The sequence below is a fragment of the Lysobacter enzymogenes genome, assembly GCF_017168095.1.
GTDB classification, from domain to species: Bacteria; Pseudomonadota; Gammaproteobacteria; order Xanthomonadales; family Xanthomonadaceae; genus Lysobacter; species Lysobacter enzymogenes_D.
In genome coordinates, this window is record NZ_LXSD01000297.1 from 14,183 (window position 1) to 30,032 (window position 15,850).

Below are 15,850 nucleotides of genomic sequence, written 5' to 3' on the forward strand. Positions count from 1 at the left end.
GGAGCCTCCTGCAGCGGGGGAACCGCGGTGGTCGTCGGAACGATCCTTACAAAACGTAAAGATCGCGTTGGGCGGAGTAATTCCACCACCGGAAAGCTGAACCGGTGCCTATTGAATCGGGGCTTTTTCGCGTCAATCTGTCCGAGGAATGAACCCCGCGCCGGCCGCGTGCTAGCGTGTTTGCCAACTGCATCACAAGCCTTTCACCGCCATGGCCAATCCGCTGCTCGCTCCCCTGATGGGTTTCCTCGGCCGCCTGAGCTATCCGCGGCTGTTCCTGCTGACCGCCGGCCTGTTCGCGCTGGACCTGGTGGTGCCCGACGTCATCCCGTTCATCGACGAACTCCTGCTCGGCCTGGGCACCTTGCTGCTGGCCAACTGGAAGAAGCGCAAGCAGCCGAGCGTCGAGCCGCCGCCGGCGCCGCGCTGAACCGCGCCGCAGCGGGCCCGCCGTGCTGATCGACAGCCACTGCCACCTCGACGCGCCGGAGTTCGACCCGGACCGCGCCGAGGTGGTCGCGCGCGCGCGCGCCGCCGGCGTGCAGGCGCAAGTGGTGCCGGCGATCGACGCGGCCGGCTGGCCCAAGCTGCGCGAGGTCTGCGCCGCCTCGCCGGGGTTGCATCCGGCCTACGGCCTGCACCCGATGTTCCTCGACGCGCACCGCCGCGAGCACCTGCCGCTGCTGCGCGAATGGCTGCAGCGCGAGCGCCCGCGCGCGGTCGGCGAGTGCGGGCTGGACTACTACGTCGAAGGCCTGGACCGCGATGCGCAGTCGTTCTACTTCGATGGCCAGCTGGAACTCGCACGCGAGTTCGATCTGCCGCTGATCGTGCACGCGCGCCACGCGGTGGATGCGGTGATCGCCGCGATCCGCCGGGTCGGCGGCCTGCGCGGCGTGGTCCACAGCTATTCGGGCAGCGAAGAGCAGGCGCAGCAGTTGTGGAAGCACGGCTTCCTGCTCGGCCTGGGCGGGCCGGTGACCTACGAGCGCGCGCAACGGCTGCGGCGGATCGCGGCGACGATGCCGCTGGAGTTCCTGTTGCTGGAAACCGACGCGCCGGACCAGCCCGACGCCGGCATCCGCGGCCAGCGCAACGAGCCGGCGCGGCTGGCGGAGGTCTGCGCGACCATCGCGCAGTTGCGCGGCGTGTCGGCGCAGGACGTGGCGCAGGCGACTTCGGCCAATGCGCGGCGATTGTTCGGGCTGGATGCGCAAGCGCCGACCGAACAGCGTCGGGACTGAAGTCCCTCCCACAAAAACAAACGCCCCCACCACAGCGAGCCCATCCCACAGATCGCTGCCTGCAGCGACTTCAGCCGTGCTCTTGCGGGAGGGACTTCAGTCCCGACGCTTGTCGGCCAGACGCCGCGAATCAAACCGCCGGCGCTTTGCCCTTCAACAAGATCTCCAACGCCCTGCCCACCGCCGCGAACGCGAACACGCCGGTGATGTGCGTCGCCGCCCCCAGCCCCGCGCCGCAATCGAGCTTGAGCGCCGCGTCGCCGTCGAGCTTCGGCCGCAGCCCGCACACCGTGCCGTCGGGCTGCGGGTACTTCACGTTCTCCAGCGAATAGATCGCCGACACGCCGAAGTAGCGGCTGGCGTTCTTGGGGAAGTTGAACTCGCTGCGCAGCTTCTTGCGGATCAGCGCCAGCATCGCGTCGTGCTCGGTGCGCGACAGATCGCGCATCCGCACCAGGGTCGGATCGGTGCGGCCGCCGGCCGAGCCGACCACGATCACCGGCCGCTTGCGCCGCCGGCACCAGGCGATCAGCTCGACCTTGCTGCGGAAGCTGTCGCAGGCGTCCAGGACCAGATCGAAATCGCGGTCGAGCAGTTCGGACAGATTGGACGGGGTCAGAAAACTCTGCACCGCATCGACGTCGATCGCCGGATTGATCGCGCGGCAGCGCTCGGCCATCGCCTCGACCTTGGCCCGGCCGTACTGGCCGGCCAGCGCCGGCAACTGGCGGTTGGTGTTGGACACGCACAGGTCGTCGGCGTCGATCAGGGTCAGGTGGCCTATGCCGGTGCGCGCCAGCGCTTCCACCGCCCACGAGCCGACCCCGCCCATGCCGACCACGGCCACGCGGCATTGGCGGAAGCGGGCGACGGCGCCCTGGCCGTAGAGCCGGTCGATGCCGGCGAAGCGCTCTTGCCAGATGGCGTCGGCGGAGGAGTCGGCGGCGGATGGGGACGAGTCGGAAGCGATGGCGTTCATTGCGGCCATTGTAAGCGTCGCGGCCGCAATCGCCGCTGCGGGGCGTAGAAAACAGCGGGCTGCGAGCGTGCCGGTGCGGCCGCCGCGCGCGTGGCCGCGGCCACATGCCCTGCGACCCATCGCGGCCGCGAACCCCGGGGCACGGATCGATTCCGAACCCGTTTCCAAGCCCGATTCCGGCGCCTCGCATTCGCGCGCACCCGCCGCGCACCATCGCCTCCGCCCTGCCCGCCCCCGCGCCGCGCGTGATCTGAAGCTCACATCCGCGCGTGCTATCGTGCCGCGATCTTGGATGGAGGCCAGGCAATGAGCGACACCCAGCCCACCGCCGCCGCGCCGAAGCGCAAAGGCAATGGTTCGAAGTACCTGTTCCTGTTTCTGATCGGCCTGGTCGGCGGCATCGTCGCCACGGTCATGGCGATGAACGCCTTGAATCAGCGCAAGGACCATTTCCCCGACAGCGTCATGCACGTGCAGGCCTGGCATCTGGGCGAGCTGGGCGGCAAGGTCAAGCAGAACCGCTGCGCCGCCACCGACACCCTGCCGCACATCAAGACCCTGCGCACGATGGCCGACGACCTCGACCCGGCCTTCCCCGGGCTCAAGGACGATCCGCGCTTCTCCCAGCATTCGGCCAAGATGCGCGCCGCGCTCGACAACGCCCTGGCCAATCCGCCGGTGAGCTGCGCCGGCGTCACCACCGTGGCCGAACAGATCGGCGAGGCCTGCAAGGCCTGCCATCAGGATTTCCGCGGCTGAGCGCAGCGGCCTCATCGCGACACCGCGACGGCGCGACCCCCGGGGTCGCGCCGTTCTCGTTTCGGGCCGGCGCCGATCCGCGCCCGACGCTGCACGACCGGTCGCCTCGCGCAACCTGAACGCGTACTCCAACCGGCACCGTCAGGGCGCCGAAATTGAACACCCGTTCACGTGGCGGCTTTTAGCTTGGCAAGCGCGTGGCGACGGTTCGCCACTTCGCATCGCACACACGCAGGAGCCTGCAATGAATACCAAGAACATCCGTTTGCTGGGCGTCGCTGCGGCGGCTTCGTTGGCCCTGGCCGGCTGCGCCACCTCGGGTTATGGCGGCGGCGGTTATGGCGGCGGCGGTTACAACAACTATCCGCAGCAGCCGCAGCCGGGCTATGGCAACCAGAACCGCTGCTACGACTGCGGCGTCGTCACCCGGATCGAGCAGATCAGCACCCAGAGCACCGCCCCCAGCGCCACCGGCGCGGTGCTCGGCGGTCTGGTCGGCGCGGTCGCCGGCCGCAAGATCGCCGACGACCACACCGACAGCACCGGCCGCAAGAACAGCGCCACCGTGGCCGGCGCGGTCGCCGGCGCGGTCGCCGGCAACGCCATCCAGAACCGGGTCGGGGCGCCGAGCTACAACGTCTACGTGCGCATGGACGACGGCCGCACCCAGGTCGTCACCCAGAAGAACCTCGACGGCATCCGCGAGAACACCTATGTGCGCGTGGCCAACGGGCGCGTCTACATCCGCTGAGCGCCGCGCCCGCGGGCGCGATGAAACAATGTAACGAGAAAAAACGGCCCGCATCACGGGCCGTTTTTTTTGTGTCCGCCAGGTTTCAAGTCCACCAACCCCATCACGATTGGCCGCGGAACTAATGCACTAATCGATCTCTTCACCGGCCCGGCCCTGCGCTAGCGTCGTTGCGCCCCGTACCGCGGGCCTCGTCATCGCAAGATCAGGAGATCGGAATGAACCTTCGCTTCGTGCATGTGGTTTCCGTGGGCGCCGTGCTGTCGGGCGCGATCGCCGCCGCCGTGGCCACGCCGCCGTCGGCCGGACAGAACAATCCGCTGCGCGTCGGCATCGTGGCCGCCACCGGCGCCGGCGACGATTTCCTCGGCGCGGTCGAGATCAGCATCACCAACACCAGCCGCAAGACGGTGCGCCTGCCCTCGTGGCAGCTGCCGGACAACGAGTTCGACGCCAAGCTGTTCTCGATCAGCTTCAACGGCGAGCCGGTCGCCTACGAAGGCAAGATGGTCAAGCGCGGCCTGCCGGAAGCGAAGGATTTCACCCTCCTGCAGCCGGGCCAGACCGTGCGCCGCACCGTCGACCTCGCGGCCGGCTACGACCTGTCGCGCACCGGCCAGTACGTGGTCGCCTTCCGCGCGCCGTTGCAGCACGCCTCCACCTCCGACCGGGTCATGCTGCACCAGGCCAACGGCCTGCCGATGAGCGCGCAGAGCGCGCCGCTGCAGCTGTGGGTCAACGGCGTCGACCGCCTCGGCGGCGCCGGCCTCGCCGCGGCCAAGAAGCCCGACACCGGCACCAAGGCGGTGGTCAACGGCGTCAACTACGTCGGCTGCACCAGCGCGCGCACCAGCAGCGCCGGCCAGGCCGTGGTGCAGGCGCGCGCCTACGCCGAAAACGCCAAGGGCTATCTCAACGGCGGCACCGTCGGCCCGCGCTACACCACCTGGTTCGGCGCCTACACCTCCAGCCGCTATTCGACCGCGCGCTCGCACTTCCAGGCCATCGACACCGCGCTGGACCAGAGCAACGGCCAGATCACCATCAACTGCGGCTGCACCAGCAGCGCCTACGCCTACGTGTATGCGAACCAGCCGTACCAGATCTACGTGTGCAACGCGTTCTGGAACGCGCCGCTGACCGGCACCGACTCCAAGGCCGGCACCCTGGTCCACGAGATGAGCCACTTCACCGTGGTGGCCGGCACCGACGACCACGCCTACGGTCAGTCCGCGGCCAAGAGCCTGGCCACGAGCAATCCGACCAACGCGCTCGACAACGCCGACAACCACGAGTACTTCGCCGAAAACACCCCGTTCCAGAACTGAACCGGCAGCAAGCTCGAACCCGGCCGAAGCGATGCGGCGGCGCCTGCCGCCGCATCGCCGACGCTACCGGCGGCCCGCCTCGTGCGGGCCGTTTTTTTTGTGTCGGAACTCAACCCCGCGGGCGCGCTCGATGCGTTGGATGTTTCGAGCCGGCGCAGCAAGCGCGTGGCCCGCCAGGACGGCGACGGAGACGGCACGGGAGGCGAGGCCCGCTGCACGCTCCGCAGGCAGGCTCTGCATGCCAGGGACGGCGCGCGGCGATACCGGCGCGGGGCGAGGATGGGCTCGCCGGATCGCATCGCCGGCACAGGGAAGGTGCCGGCGGCCACGGACGGCGGTCGCGGCGTGCGGGGATCGGGACGGTCCCCGCCGCTTTATGCCTGTATGCGGCCGTTCGACCGCCGCGATTACCGCGGCGGCGACGCGCTCGGGCCGATAATCGTATTTGTGATTGCCATCGAAAGTATACGCAAAGAAAAACCCGGCCTGAGCCGGGCTTTTCTATGCGGCACGCCGGCTATGCGGCGCCGCAACATGAAGCATGAAGCGTCTTACATCGGTTCGACCGCGTCGGCCTGCAGGCCCTTCTGGCCCTGGACCACGGTGAACGACACTTTCTGGCCTTCCTTCAGGCTCTTGAAGCCCTGGCTCTGGATGGCGCGGAAATGCACGAAGACGTCTTCGCCGTTTTCGCGGCTGATAAAGCCAAAACCCTTGGCATCGTTGAACCACTTGACGGTTCCGATTTCTTTCCCGGACATCGCTACTCTCTCCCTGAAACGTGGTGTTGTTAACGCGAACGCGCGCGTGCTGGTTGCAAGGAGGAAGCGAGGTGCAACGATGTAGCGGATCGGTGGATCTACCGCATCGGGCCACGATTCACGGTGACCCTTGGCAAACGCAGCGCCCGCAACGTACCCCGACATCGGTCAAAATGCAAACCGCCCCGGACCGCCCGTCCGGGCAGGGAGAAAGCATGAATCCGGACACGTTTTATTACATCCTGGCCGCAGTTCTGGTGATCGTCGGAATCGTCGGGACGATACTCCCGGCACTCCCCGGCCTGCCGCTGGTGTTCGGCGGAATGCTGCTGGCGGCCTGGGTGTCCGGGTTCGAGAAAGTCGGCTGGATCACCCTCACGGTGCTGGCCGTGCTGACGGTGCTGTCGGTGGTGGTGGACTTCGTCGCCACCGCGATGGGGGCCAAGCGGGTCGGCGCCAGCCGGCTGGCGATCATCGGTTCGGTGATCGGCACCTTCGCCGGGTTGGCGTTCGGTTTGATCGGCGTGTTCGTCGGGCCCTTCGTCGGCGCGCTGCTCGGCGAGTGGATCCACACCCGCCAGCTCGACCAGGCCACCAAGGTCGGCATCGGCACCTGGGTCGGCATCATCGTGGGCACGGTGTTCAAGCTCGGCCTGGCGTTCGCGATGGTCGGCGTGTTCGCGTTCGCGTGGTTCTTTTGAGACCTTATGGCCTGAGCCTGCGGGCCACGCTGGATTCACACTGCGTTCGCGCGGCGATGCAAGACTGCGGCGCCGCGCGCCGCGGCCCTCAGCGACCGCCGTCGCCCGCCTTCGCCGACGCACGCGCCCCCCACGCAGGACTTTCGCCATGCCCCATGCCCGCCCCTTGCTGTTGACCGCGCTGGCCGCCGCGCCCTGGCTGGCGTCGGCGCAGACCGCGCCGACGCCGGCCACGCCGCAGGCCTGCCTGGCCATCACCGTCGACGCCGACCGCCTGGCCTGCTACGACGCGGCGCTGGGCCGCCAGGGCGGCGGCGTGCGCCAGGCCGACATCGCCGCCAAGGAGGCCAAGGCGATCCAGCAGAACCTGGAACTCAGCGACGAACTGGCCGGCAAGCCCAGGCCCGGCGTGGTCGAGCGCGCGCGCCAGGCCGGCGCCGGCGGCGTGTTCGCGCACGACGCGCCGCTCAGCGACGCCATCGCCAACGCCGGCAAGGGCGGCCTGCTCGACAGCCGCTGGGAACTGGCCAAGGACTCCAAGCTGGGCCTGTTCAACTTCCGCGCCTACAAGCCGGTGTACCTGCTGCCGGTGTTCTGGAACGACGACCCGAACACGCGGCCGCACTCGCCCAACCCGCGCAACACCGTGACCGAGCCGCAGTCGCTGGACAGCGTCGAGGCCAAGTTCCAGATCAGCTTCAAGACCAAGGCGGCGGAGAACCTGTTCGGCGACAACGGCGACCTGTGGATGGGCTACACCCAGTCCTCGCGCTGGCAGGTCTACAACGGCGAGGATTCGCGCCCGTTCCGCGAGACCAACTACGAGCCGGAAGTGCTGCTGGTATTCCGCAACAACTACCGCATCGGCGACTGGAAGGGGCGCATGTTCGCGGTCGGGCTCAACCACCAGTCCAACGGCCGCGCCGATCCGCTCTCGCGCAGCTGGAACCGGGTGATGTTCAACATCGGCCTGGACCGCGAGGACTGGGCGCTGACGCTGCGCCCGTGGTATCGCATTTCCGACGGCAACGACGACGACAATCCCGACATCGAGGATTACATGGGCCGCGGCGACCTGACCCTGGTCCATCGCCGCGGCGGCCACGAGTTCGCGCTGATGGCGCGGCACTCGCTGCGCGGCGGCGACCGCTCGCACGGGGCGCTGCAGTTCGACTGGGGCTTTCCGATCCACAACCAGTTGCGCGGGCACCTGCAGATCTTCGACGGGTACGGCGAAAGCCTGATCGATTACAACCACAAGGCCACCTACATCGGCCTGGGCATTTCCCTGCTCGAGTGGTACTGAGCCGGCCGGAGCCGCTGTAGGAGCGGCGCGAGGCGCGTCTGCGACAACGCAGCTGCGGCGAAAGTTGCGGCGTAGTTGCGTTGGCGCGGTCGCGGCTCGCGCCGCTCCTACAGGTAGCGCATGCCGCTTCCGGCGAACCTGCAAACTGCGACGCCGGCCGCCGTGGCCGACGCGAGCCCCGCGCTACCCTGCCCGCTCGAACGGAGACCTCGATGAAGATGCGGCGCATCCTCTCGCTGGACGGCGGAGGCATCCGCGGGCTGGTGAGTTGCCATTGGCTGGCCGGCGTGGAAAGCGCGCTGGCGAAAACGCGCAAGACCCCGGCCGGAAAGGCTCCGGCCGGCGGCAAGTCCGGCCTGCTGGAGAGTTTCGACCTGCTCGCCGGCACCTCGACCGGCGCGCTGGTCGCGTGCGGCCTGGCCGCGGGATTCTCGCCCGAAGCGCTGGCGCAGTTGTATCGCGAGCAGCGCCATACGATTTTCCCCAACCTCGCCGGCCGGCTGTGGTCGCGCGCCAATCGCCTGGTCAGCGACGGCTTCTCGGCGCCGCGCTACGACGGCCTGGGCATCGCGCAGGTGCTGCGCCAGGTGTTCGGCGAGACCACGCTGGGCCAGCTCAAGGCGCCGGTGCTGGTGACCAGCTACGACACCATCACCCGCACGCCGGTGATCTTCAAGAGTTTCGATCCGCAGCACCGCGATCTGCCGGTGTGGGAGGTCTGCCGCGCCTCGACCGCGGCGCCGACCTATTTCCCGGCGCATCCGATGCGGGTGGAAGGCCGCGACTGCGCGCTGATCGACGGCGGCGTGGTCGCCAACAACCCCACCGCGTGCGCGATCGCCGAGGCGCTGCGCAAGGACGCGCGGGTCGACAACAGCCGCGACCTGGTGGTGCTGTCGGTCGGCACCGGCGAGCGCACCCGCAGCATCGACCTGCAGTCCGCGCGCAGCTGGGGCGCGCTGGAGTGGGCGGTGCCGATCATCGATGTGTTGTTCGACGGCAATACCGATTCGGTGGATTACATCGCCCGGCAGTTGGTCGGCGACGGGTATTACCGGATGCAGGCGGAATTGCTGGTGGGGCTGGACGATCTGGACGACACCAGCGAGACGAATGTGTTGGCGTTGGAGACGTTGGCTAAGGAGTATCTGACGCGGCCGGCGACGAAGAAGCTGCTGGCGCAGTTGGCGAAGAAGTTGTAGGTGCGAGGGGAGCGGGAGGTTGCGTCGTTGTTGTAGTGGCGCGGTCGCGGCTCGCGCCGCTCCTACAGGTAGCCCATGTAGGAGCGGCGCGAGCCGCGACCGCGAATCCGCAACCACCGCGCAACTTTCATCGCCCCCGTAACGACGACGCCCGGCAGGTGCCGGGCGTCGTGGGAACTGCATCGCAGTGCAGGCCGAGGCTTACTCGACCACCACCGGAATCTTGCCGATCTTTCCGCTTAAAATCCGTGCCTGCCATTCCTTCGGCCCGGTCCTGTGCACCGACTCGCCGGCGCTGTCGACCGCAACCGTCACCGGCATGTCCTGCACGGTGAATTCGTAGATCGCTTCCATGCCGAGGTCGGCGAAACCGACCACGCGCGAGGCCTTGATCGCCTTCGACACCAGGTAGGCCGCGCCGCCGACGGCCATCAGGTAGACCGAGCGGTGCTTCTGGATCGCCTCGATCGCGGCCGGGCCGCGCTCGGCCTTGCCGACCATGCCGAGCAGGCCGGTCTGCGCCAGCACCTGTTCGGTGAACTTGTCCATGCGCGTGGCCGTGGTCGGGCCGGCCGGGCCGACGACTTCGTCGCGCACCGGATCGACCGGGCCGACGTAGTAGATGAAGCGGCCCTTGAAGTCGACCGGCAGTTCTTCGCCCTTGTTGAGCATGTCGACGATGCGCTTGTGCGCGGCGTCGCGGCCGGTCAGCAGCTTGCCGTTGAGCAGCAGCACTTCGCCGGGCTTCCAACTGGCCACGTCCTCGGCGGTGACGGTGTCGAGATCGACGCGGCGGCCCTTGGACGAGTCGTAGGTCAGCTGCGGCCAGTCTTCCAGCGACGGCGGGTCGAGCATGACCGGGCCGCTGCCGTCGAGGGTGAAGTGGGCGTGGCGGGTCGCCGCGCAGTTCGGGATCATCGCCACCGGCAGGTTGGCGGCGTGGGTCGGGTAGTCCTTGACCTTGATGTCGAGCACCGTGGTCAGCCCGCCCAGGCCCTGCGCGCCGATGCCGAGCGCGTTGACCTTCTCGTACAGCTCCAGGCGCAGTTCTTCGGCGCGGTTGCTGGCGCCGCGCGCCTGCAGCTCGGTGATGTCGATCGGCTCCATCAGCGATTCCTTCGCCAGCAGCATCGCCTTCTCGGCGGTGCCGCCGATGCCGATGCCGAGCATGCCCGGCGGGCACCAGCCCGCGCCCATGGTCGGCACGGTCTTGAGCACCCAGTCGACGATGGAATCGGACGGGTTGAGCATGGCGAACTTCGACTTCGCCTCCGAGCCGCCGCCCTTGGCCGCGACGATCACATCGACGGTGTTGCCCGGGACGACCTTGACGTTGACCACCGCGGGCGTGTTGTCGCGGGTGTTGGCGCGCTTGCCGGCCGGATCGGCCAGCACGCTGGCGCGCAGCTTGTTGTCGGGGTGGTTGTAGGCGCGGCGCACGCCTTCGTTGACCATGTCCTCCACGCCCATCGTGGCGCCGTCCCAGCGCACGTCCATGCCGATTTCCAGGAACACGGTGACGATGCCGGTGTCCTGGCAGATCGGCCGGTGGCCCTCGGCGCACATGCGCGAGTTGATCAGGATCTGGGCGATGGCGTCCTTGGCCGCCGGCGACTCCTCGCGCTCGTAGGCTTTGGTGAGGTTCTTGATGTAGTCGACCGGGTGGTAGTAGCTGATGTACTGCAGGGCGTCGGCGACGGACTGGATCAGGTCGTCCTGGCGGATGACGACGGGGCCGCTGGAGGCGGTCGAAGACGGAAGTGCGGTCACGGCGGGCGATAAGGCTGGCGGTGGGGACGGCTATTCTACCCGTCCGGCCCGGCCGGCGGCCCCGTCCGGGCCCGGCTGGGGCGGAAATCACGGGGAAAACAGCATCCCATGAGCTATCGGCCGCCGACATCCCCGCTGCCCTCGCCCGCGCAGCCGCCGTTCAATCCGATCTGGCTGCTGTCCGGCCTGGGCGCCAGTTCGATCGCCGGGATCGGCTCGCTGCTGCTGGTTCCCCGTTTCAGGCGGGTATTCGCCTCCTTCGGCGCCGAGCTGCCGGAGCTCACCGGCTGCCTGCTGGACTACCCGTGGGCGCCGTGCCTGCTGCCCCTGCGGGTGCTGGCGATCTGGGCCGCGGCGCCGCGGCCGCGCCGCGACCGCTGGGCCTGCGCGTTCGGCGTGTTCGCCGGCCTGGGCGCGGCTGCGCTGGTGGTGGTGGCGCTGTACCTGCCGATCTTCGGTCTCGCCGCGACGATCTGAGCGCGGGGCGAGCAGATCTCGACGCCACAGCGGCTCGGCGAAGGCCGGCTGTCGTTCGCTCGCGCCTCGCGCCGCTGCGCGCGCCCGCCAACGCGCGCTGGCTCGACGCGCGCTTGTTCGAAGCGGCCCGCCCCGGCGAAGCGGGCCGCGGCCGCCTCACTGCGGGCAGGCGTCGAGCACGCAGGAGCGCCACTGCAGTTCGCAGTAGAAGGCGCCGGCGCCGTGCTCCTGCTCGCACTCGCGCTGCAGGTCGTAGCAGTACACGCCGCCGGCGCAGACGATCAGGTCGCGCGGCGCGGCGGTGGCGGCGAAGGCGAACGCAAACGCGAACACGGCCAGGCCGAAGCTGGCGCGGCGGGTCTTGAGGATGCCAGGCAGTTTCATTCGAACTCTCCTATTCGATCTGGGTTTCTATTCGCGGTCCGATCCGGCGCGGTCCGGCCAAATAGGGCCGGACCGCGCCGGCACCGGCCTCACTGCGGGCAGGCGTCGAGCACGCAGCCGCGCCACAAGCGGTCGCAGAACGCCGCGCTCTTGCCCGAATCCAGGCAGGGCTGGCGCACTTCGGAATCGCAATAGACCCCGCCGCCGCACACGATGATGTCGCGCGAGGCCGCGGTCGCGCCGAACGCGAACGCGAAGGCGAACGCCGCCAGCGCGGCGGTCGCGCGCCAGCGCCTGAGCGGGCCACGCAATTGCTGGGTGATCATTCGAACTCTCCTTTTCATGGCGAACCGGCCGAGCCCCGGCCGGGCGCTCCGCACGGAGCGCAGCCCACCTTAACCGCAGCGGCCCCGGCGCCGACCTGTCAGTTAAGACAGCGGTCGTGTTCGAAACCGCGACGGCGTACAGGAACGCGAGCGCGGCCGCGGCCGCGTCGGCCCCGCCGGCGCGACCTGAGGCGCAACCTGAGGCGCGACCGGACTTGGCCGGCCATGCTTGGCACAATCGGCGCATGAGCCGCCCCCATCCCGCGCCCGCGCCGTCCGCCCACGCCGCCAAGCCCAGCCTGCGCGAGCGCTTCGCCGCGCTGCGCAACCTGCCGCCGTTCCTGCGCCAGATCTGGGCGACCAGCCCGACCCTGACCCTGATCACCCTGGGCCTGCGCCTGATCCGCGCGCTGCTGCCGATCGCGACCTTGTACGTCGGCAAGCTCATCATCGACGAGGCGGTGCGCCTGGTCGGCGCCGGCATCCACGTCGATTCGCTGGCCCAGGCCTGGCACGGCGGCCAGCTCGACACGCTGGGCGCGCTGCTGCTGCTCGAATTCGCCCTGGCGGTGGCCTCCGACCTGCTCGGCCGGGTGATCAGCTACGGCGACCAGATGCTCTCGGAGCTGTTCACCAACGCCACCAGCGTGCGCCTGATGGAACATGCGGCGACCTTGGACCTGGAAGACTTCGAAGACCCCGACCTGCAGGACAAGCTCGACCGCGCGCGCCGCCAGACCGTGGGCCGGATGAGCCTGATGAGCCAGCTGTTCGGCCAGGTCCAGGACACCGTCACCGTGATCAGCTTCGCCGTCGGCCTGCTGGTCTACGCGCCGTGGCTGATCGCGCTGCTGGCGGTGGCGCTGATTCCGGCCTTCGTCGGCGAGGCCCACTTCAACGCGCTGAGCTATTCGCTCAACTACGCCTGGACGCCGGAGCGGCGCCAACTCGAATACGTGCGGCAGATGGGCGCGAGCGTGGAAACGGCCAAGGAGGTGAAGATCTTCAACCTCCACCGCTTCCTGATCGCGCGCTATCGCCAGCTCGCCGACAAGTTCTTCGCCGCCAACCGCGGCCTCGCCCGCCGCCGCGCGTTTTGGGGCACGGTGTTGGCGGGACTGGGAACGCTGGGCTACTACGTCGCTTACGGCTACATCGCCTGGCGCACGGTCAAGGGCGATTTCAGCATCGGCGACCTCACCTTCCTGGCCGGCAGCTTCCGCCGGCTGCGCCAATTGCTCGAAGGGCTGCTGGTCGGGTTCTCGCAGGTGGCCGGGCAGGCGCTGTATCTGGACGATCTGTTCTCGTTCTTCCGGATCCAGCCGGAGATCGCTTCGCCCGCCGATGCGGCGGCGGTGCCGCAGCCGATCCGCACGGGCTTCGTGTTCGAGAACGTCGGCTTCCGCTATCCCGACGCCGAGCGCTGGGCGCTGCGCGGGCTGGACTTCGAACTGCGCGCCGGCGAAGTGCTGGCCCTGGTCGGCGAGAACGGCGCCGGCAAGACCACCCTGGTCAAGCTGCTGGCGCGGCTGTACGAGCCCGACGAGGGCCGCATCCTGCTCGACGGCCGCGACCTGCGCGAGTACGACCTGGACCAGCTGCGCGCCAGCATCGGCGTGATCTTCCAGGACTTCGTCCGCTACGACCTCAGCGCCGGCGAGAACATCGGCGTCGGCCAGATCGATGCGATGGACGACGCCGAACGCATCCGCGAGGCGGCGCGGCGCTCGATGGCCGACGAAGTCATCGCCGGCCTGCCGCGCGGCTACGACCAGCCCATCGGCCGGCGCTTCAAGAACGGCGTGGACCTGTCGGGCGGGCAATGGCAGAAGATCGCCATCGCCCGCGCCTACATGCGCGACGCGCAGGTGATGATCCTCGACGAACCGACCGCGGCGCTGGACGCGCGCGCCGAATTCGAAGTGTTCCAGCGCTTCAAGGAGCTGTCGCAGGAAAAGACCGCGGTGCTGATCTCGCACCGGTTTTCGAGCGTGCGCATGGCCGACCGCATCCTGGTGCTGGCGCAGGGGCGGCTGGAGGCCAGCGGCACGCATGAGGAGCTGCTGGCGCAGGGCGGGCGCTATGCGGAGTTGTTCGAATTGCAGGCGGCGGGGTATCGGTGATCGGCGCGGTGGCCTGAATCGGTTTGCGGGTGAGTTTCGCCGTTGCGTGCAATGGCGCGGTCGCGGCTTGCGCCGCTCCTACAGGTAGCTCATGTAGCGGCGATCGCTACCGGTAGGAGCGGCGCAAGCCGCGACCGCCATGCCGCACCTACCGCGCAAGCTACAAACGCAAACACAAGTCGAATTGTCCCGCCCCGCCCGCCGGGCTATGGTCGAACCCACGCCCTCAGCGCCCTGGAGCGATGCATGACGTCCTACCTACGCCGCGGCGCCCTCGCCGCCGCCCTGCTGCTCAGCCTCGCCGCCTGCCAGCGCGGCAACGACGCCGCGGCCGCCGCCGCGCCGAAACCCGCGCCGGCGCAAGCGGCCACCCACGCCGTGCCCAGCGATCTGGGCGAACTGCGGGTCGCCGAAGTCGCCAGCGGCTTCGAACATCCCTGGGCGGTGGCGCTGTTGCCCGACGGCGGCTTCCTGGTCACCGAACGCGCCGGCCGGCTGCGCCGGGTGAGCGCCGACGGCGCGATCTCCGCGCCGCTGAAGAACGTGCCCGAGGTGTGGGCGCAAGGCCAGGGCGGCCTGCTCGACGTGGTGCTGGCGCCGGATTTCGCCAGCAGCCGGCGCATCTACCTCAGCTACGCCGAGCCCGGCCCCGACGGCAGCGCCGGCACCGCGGTAGCCACGGCCACGCTCGGCACCGACGCGTTGAGCGAGGTCACGCGGATCTACCAGCAGCAGCCCAAGCTGGTCGGCCCCAATCATTTCGGCTCGCGCATCGCCTTCGACGGCAAGGGCCATGTGTTCATCACCCAGGGCGAGCGCCAGCAGCGCATGGCCTCGCAGCAGCTCGACAAGCTGCAGGGCAAGCTGGTGCGGCTGAACCTCGACGGCAGCGTGCCGGCCGACAACCCCTTCGTCGGCCGCAGCGATGCGCGCGCGGAAATCTGGAGCTACGGCCACCGCAACATGCAGTCGCTGGCGGTGGACCCGCGCACCGGCACGCTGTGGGAAGCCGAGCACGGCCCGCGCGGCGGCGACGAGATCAATCTGCCGCAGCCGGGCAAGAACTACGGCTGGCCGATCGTGACCCACGGCATCGACTACAGCGGGCTCAAGATCGCCGAGGCCGAAGGCAAGGAAAAACCCGGCATGGAACCGCCGTACCACGTGTGGGAGAAATCGCCGGCGCTGTCGGGCATGGCCTTCTACACCGGCCACGCCGGTTCGGCCTGGAACGACAGCCTGTTCCTCGGCGCGCTCGCCGACGGCAGCCTGATCCGGCTGAGCCTGGACGGCGACAGGATCGTCAAGGAAGAACGCCTGCTCAAGCCGCTGGGCTGGCGCATCCGCGACGTGCGCGTGTCGGCCGACGGCAAGGTGTACGTGCTGACCGACGAGAGCGAGGGCAAGTTGTTGCGGATCGATCCGCCCAAGGTGAAGTGATGCGTTCGGCGCGATAGGCGGGGATCGTCGTCGTTGCGTTGTCGCGGTCGCGGCTCGCTCCGCTCCTACAGGGGCTCCATGTAGGAGCGGCGCGAGCCGCGACCGCGCCGACCCAACCATTACGAACCCCCGCGACCGCCAACGAAAAAGCCGCCCGAAGGCGGCTTTTTCGTTTCGACGCGATGCGCGGCTCAGGACTTCTGCTTGGCCCGCGCGAACGCATCGGCCAGCGCTCCGCCGAGCGGCGCGGCGCCCTTGCCGGGCGGCGCGAACGAACCGCCGCGCTGCTGCGGCTGATC

General features: G+C 69.1%; 16 protein-coding genes. 11 read left to right on the forward strand and 5 right to left on the reverse strand.

Annotated elements, in window-relative coordinates; translation table 11 throughout:
- The first annotated feature begins 211 nt into the window (after positions 1 to 211).
- Together A7A76_RS09580 and A7A76_RS09585 are read left to right on the forward strand one after the other, a co-directional pair.
- A complete protein-coding gene (locus A7A76_RS09580) occupies positions 212 to 430 on the forward strand; it encodes a DUF6116 family protein (RefSeq protein ID WP_206410992.1) in 219 nt (72 codons plus the stop codon).
- 25 nt (positions 431 to 455) lie between these two features.
- Positions 456 to 1,244 (forward strand): TatD family hydrolase, encoded by a 789-nt coding sequence (locus tag A7A76_RS09585; RefSeq protein ID WP_206411005.1) that lies wholly within the window; start codon positions 456 to 458, stop codon positions 1,242 to 1,244.
- A gap of 130 nt (positions 1,245 to 1,374) precedes the next feature.
- On the opposite strand, the gene A7A76_RS09590 is transcribed toward A7A76_RS09585, so the two are convergent.
- Positions 1,375 to 2,223, reverse strand: a complete 849-nt coding sequence (locus A7A76_RS09590; protein WP_206410993.1) for a tRNA threonylcarbamoyladenosine dehydratase — start codon at positions 2,221 to 2,223, stop codon at positions 1,375 to 1,377.
- A gap of 306 nt (positions 2,224 to 2,529) precedes the next feature.
- Here A7A76_RS09590 and A7A76_RS09595 point away from each other — a divergent pair, with 306 nt between their 5' ends.
- From A7A76_RS09595 to A7A76_RS09605, 3 genes are all read left to right on the forward strand, one after another.
- Positions 2,530 to 2,982: a cytochrome c gene (locus A7A76_RS09595; protein WP_206410994.1), complete on the forward strand. Its 453-nt coding sequence runs from the start codon at positions 2,530 to 2,532 to the stop codon at positions 2,980 to 2,982.
- A 244-nt stretch (positions 2,983 to 3,226) separates the two neighbouring features.
- Positions 3,227 to 3,733 carry a glycine zipper 2TM domain-containing protein gene (locus tag A7A76_RS09600; RefSeq protein WP_206410995.1) on the forward strand — a complete coding sequence of 169 codons (507 nt, stop codon included), beginning with the start codon at positions 3,227 to 3,229 and terminating at the stop codon, positions 3,731 to 3,733.
- A gap of 218 nt (positions 3,734 to 3,951) precedes the next feature.
- Positions 3,952 to 5,061, forward strand: a complete 1,110-nt coding sequence (locus tag A7A76_RS09605; protein WP_206410996.1) for a M35 family metallo-endopeptidase — start codon at positions 3,952 to 3,954, stop codon at positions 5,059 to 5,061.
- Positions 5,062 to 5,612: 551 nt separating this feature from the next.
- Here the strand turns inward: A7A76_RS09605 and A7A76_RS09610 are convergent.
- Complete coding sequence (locus A7A76_RS09610) at positions 5,613 to 5,822, reverse strand: cold-shock protein (RefSeq protein WP_057948016.1); 210 nt, start codon at positions 5,820 to 5,822, stop codon at positions 5,613 to 5,615.
- A gap of 215 nt (positions 5,823 to 6,037) precedes the next feature.
- On the opposite strand from A7A76_RS09610, the gene A7A76_RS09615 reads away from it, so the two are divergent.
- The 3 genes from A7A76_RS09615 to A7A76_RS09625 all read left to right on the forward strand — a co-directional run bounded on the left by A7A76_RS09615 (position 6,038) and on the right by A7A76_RS09625 (position 9,031).
- A complete protein-coding gene (locus A7A76_RS09615; protein WP_206410997.1) occupies positions 6,038 to 6,523 on the forward strand; it encodes a DUF456 domain-containing protein in 486 nt (161 codons plus the stop codon).
- Positions 6,524 to 6,671: 148 nt separating this feature from the next.
- Positions 6,672 to 7,829: a phospholipase A gene (locus tag A7A76_RS09620; RefSeq protein WP_206410998.1), complete on the forward strand. Its 1,158-nt coding sequence runs from the start codon at positions 6,672 to 6,674 to the stop codon at positions 7,827 to 7,829.
- A 212-nt stretch (positions 7,830 to 8,041) separates the two neighbouring features.
- On the forward strand, positions 8,042 to 9,031 hold the full coding sequence (locus A7A76_RS09625; RefSeq protein ID WP_206410999.1) for a patatin-like phospholipase family protein: 990 nt from the start codon (positions 8,042 to 8,044) through the stop codon (positions 9,029 to 9,031).
- Positions 9,032 to 9,232: 201 nt separating this feature from the next.
- Here the strand turns inward: A7A76_RS09625 and A7A76_RS09630 are convergent, their stop codons facing one another.
- The gene (locus A7A76_RS09630) at positions 9,233 to 10,801 is read right to left on the reverse strand and encodes a fumarate hydratase (protein ID WP_343225308.1); all 1,569 of its coding nucleotides are present in this window, start codon (positions 10,799 to 10,801) and stop codon (positions 9,233 to 9,235) included.
- A gap of 108 nt (positions 10,802 to 10,909) precedes the next feature.
- Between A7A76_RS09630 and A7A76_RS09635 the strand changes: the two genes are divergently transcribed.
- Entirely contained in the window at positions 10,910 to 11,278 is a 369-nt protein-coding gene (locus A7A76_RS09635; RefSeq protein WP_206411000.1) for a hypothetical protein, read from the forward strand.
- 156 nt (positions 11,279 to 11,434) lie between these two features.
- Here A7A76_RS09635 and A7A76_RS09640 read toward each other — a convergent pair whose 3' ends face one another.
- Both A7A76_RS09640 and A7A76_RS09645 read right to left on the reverse strand, forming a co-directional pair.
- The gene (locus A7A76_RS09640) at positions 11,435 to 11,662 is read right to left on the reverse strand and encodes a hypothetical protein (protein ID WP_241200838.1); all 228 of its coding nucleotides are present in this window, start codon (positions 11,660 to 11,662) and stop codon (positions 11,435 to 11,437) included.
- Between the two features lie 89 nt (positions 11,663 to 11,751).
- A complete protein-coding gene (locus A7A76_RS09645; RefSeq protein ID WP_241200839.1) occupies positions 11,752 to 11,988 on the reverse strand; it encodes a hypothetical protein in 237 nt (78 codons plus the stop codon).
- A 245-nt stretch (positions 11,989 to 12,233) separates the two neighbouring features.
- On the opposite strand from A7A76_RS09645, the gene A7A76_RS09650 reads away from it, so the two are divergent.
- Both A7A76_RS09650 and A7A76_RS09655 read left to right on the forward strand, forming a co-directional pair.
- Positions 12,234 to 14,111, forward strand: a complete 1,878-nt coding sequence (locus A7A76_RS09650; RefSeq protein ID WP_206411001.1) for an ABC transporter ATP-binding protein — start codon at positions 12,234 to 12,236, stop codon at positions 14,109 to 14,111.
- Between the two features lie 246 nt (positions 14,112 to 14,357).
- Positions 14,358 to 15,551, forward strand: a complete 1,194-nt coding sequence (locus A7A76_RS09655; protein ID WP_206411002.1) for a PQQ-dependent sugar dehydrogenase — start codon at positions 14,358 to 14,360, stop codon at positions 15,549 to 15,551.
- The last annotated feature ends 299 nt before the right edge of the window (positions 15,552 to 15,850 follow it).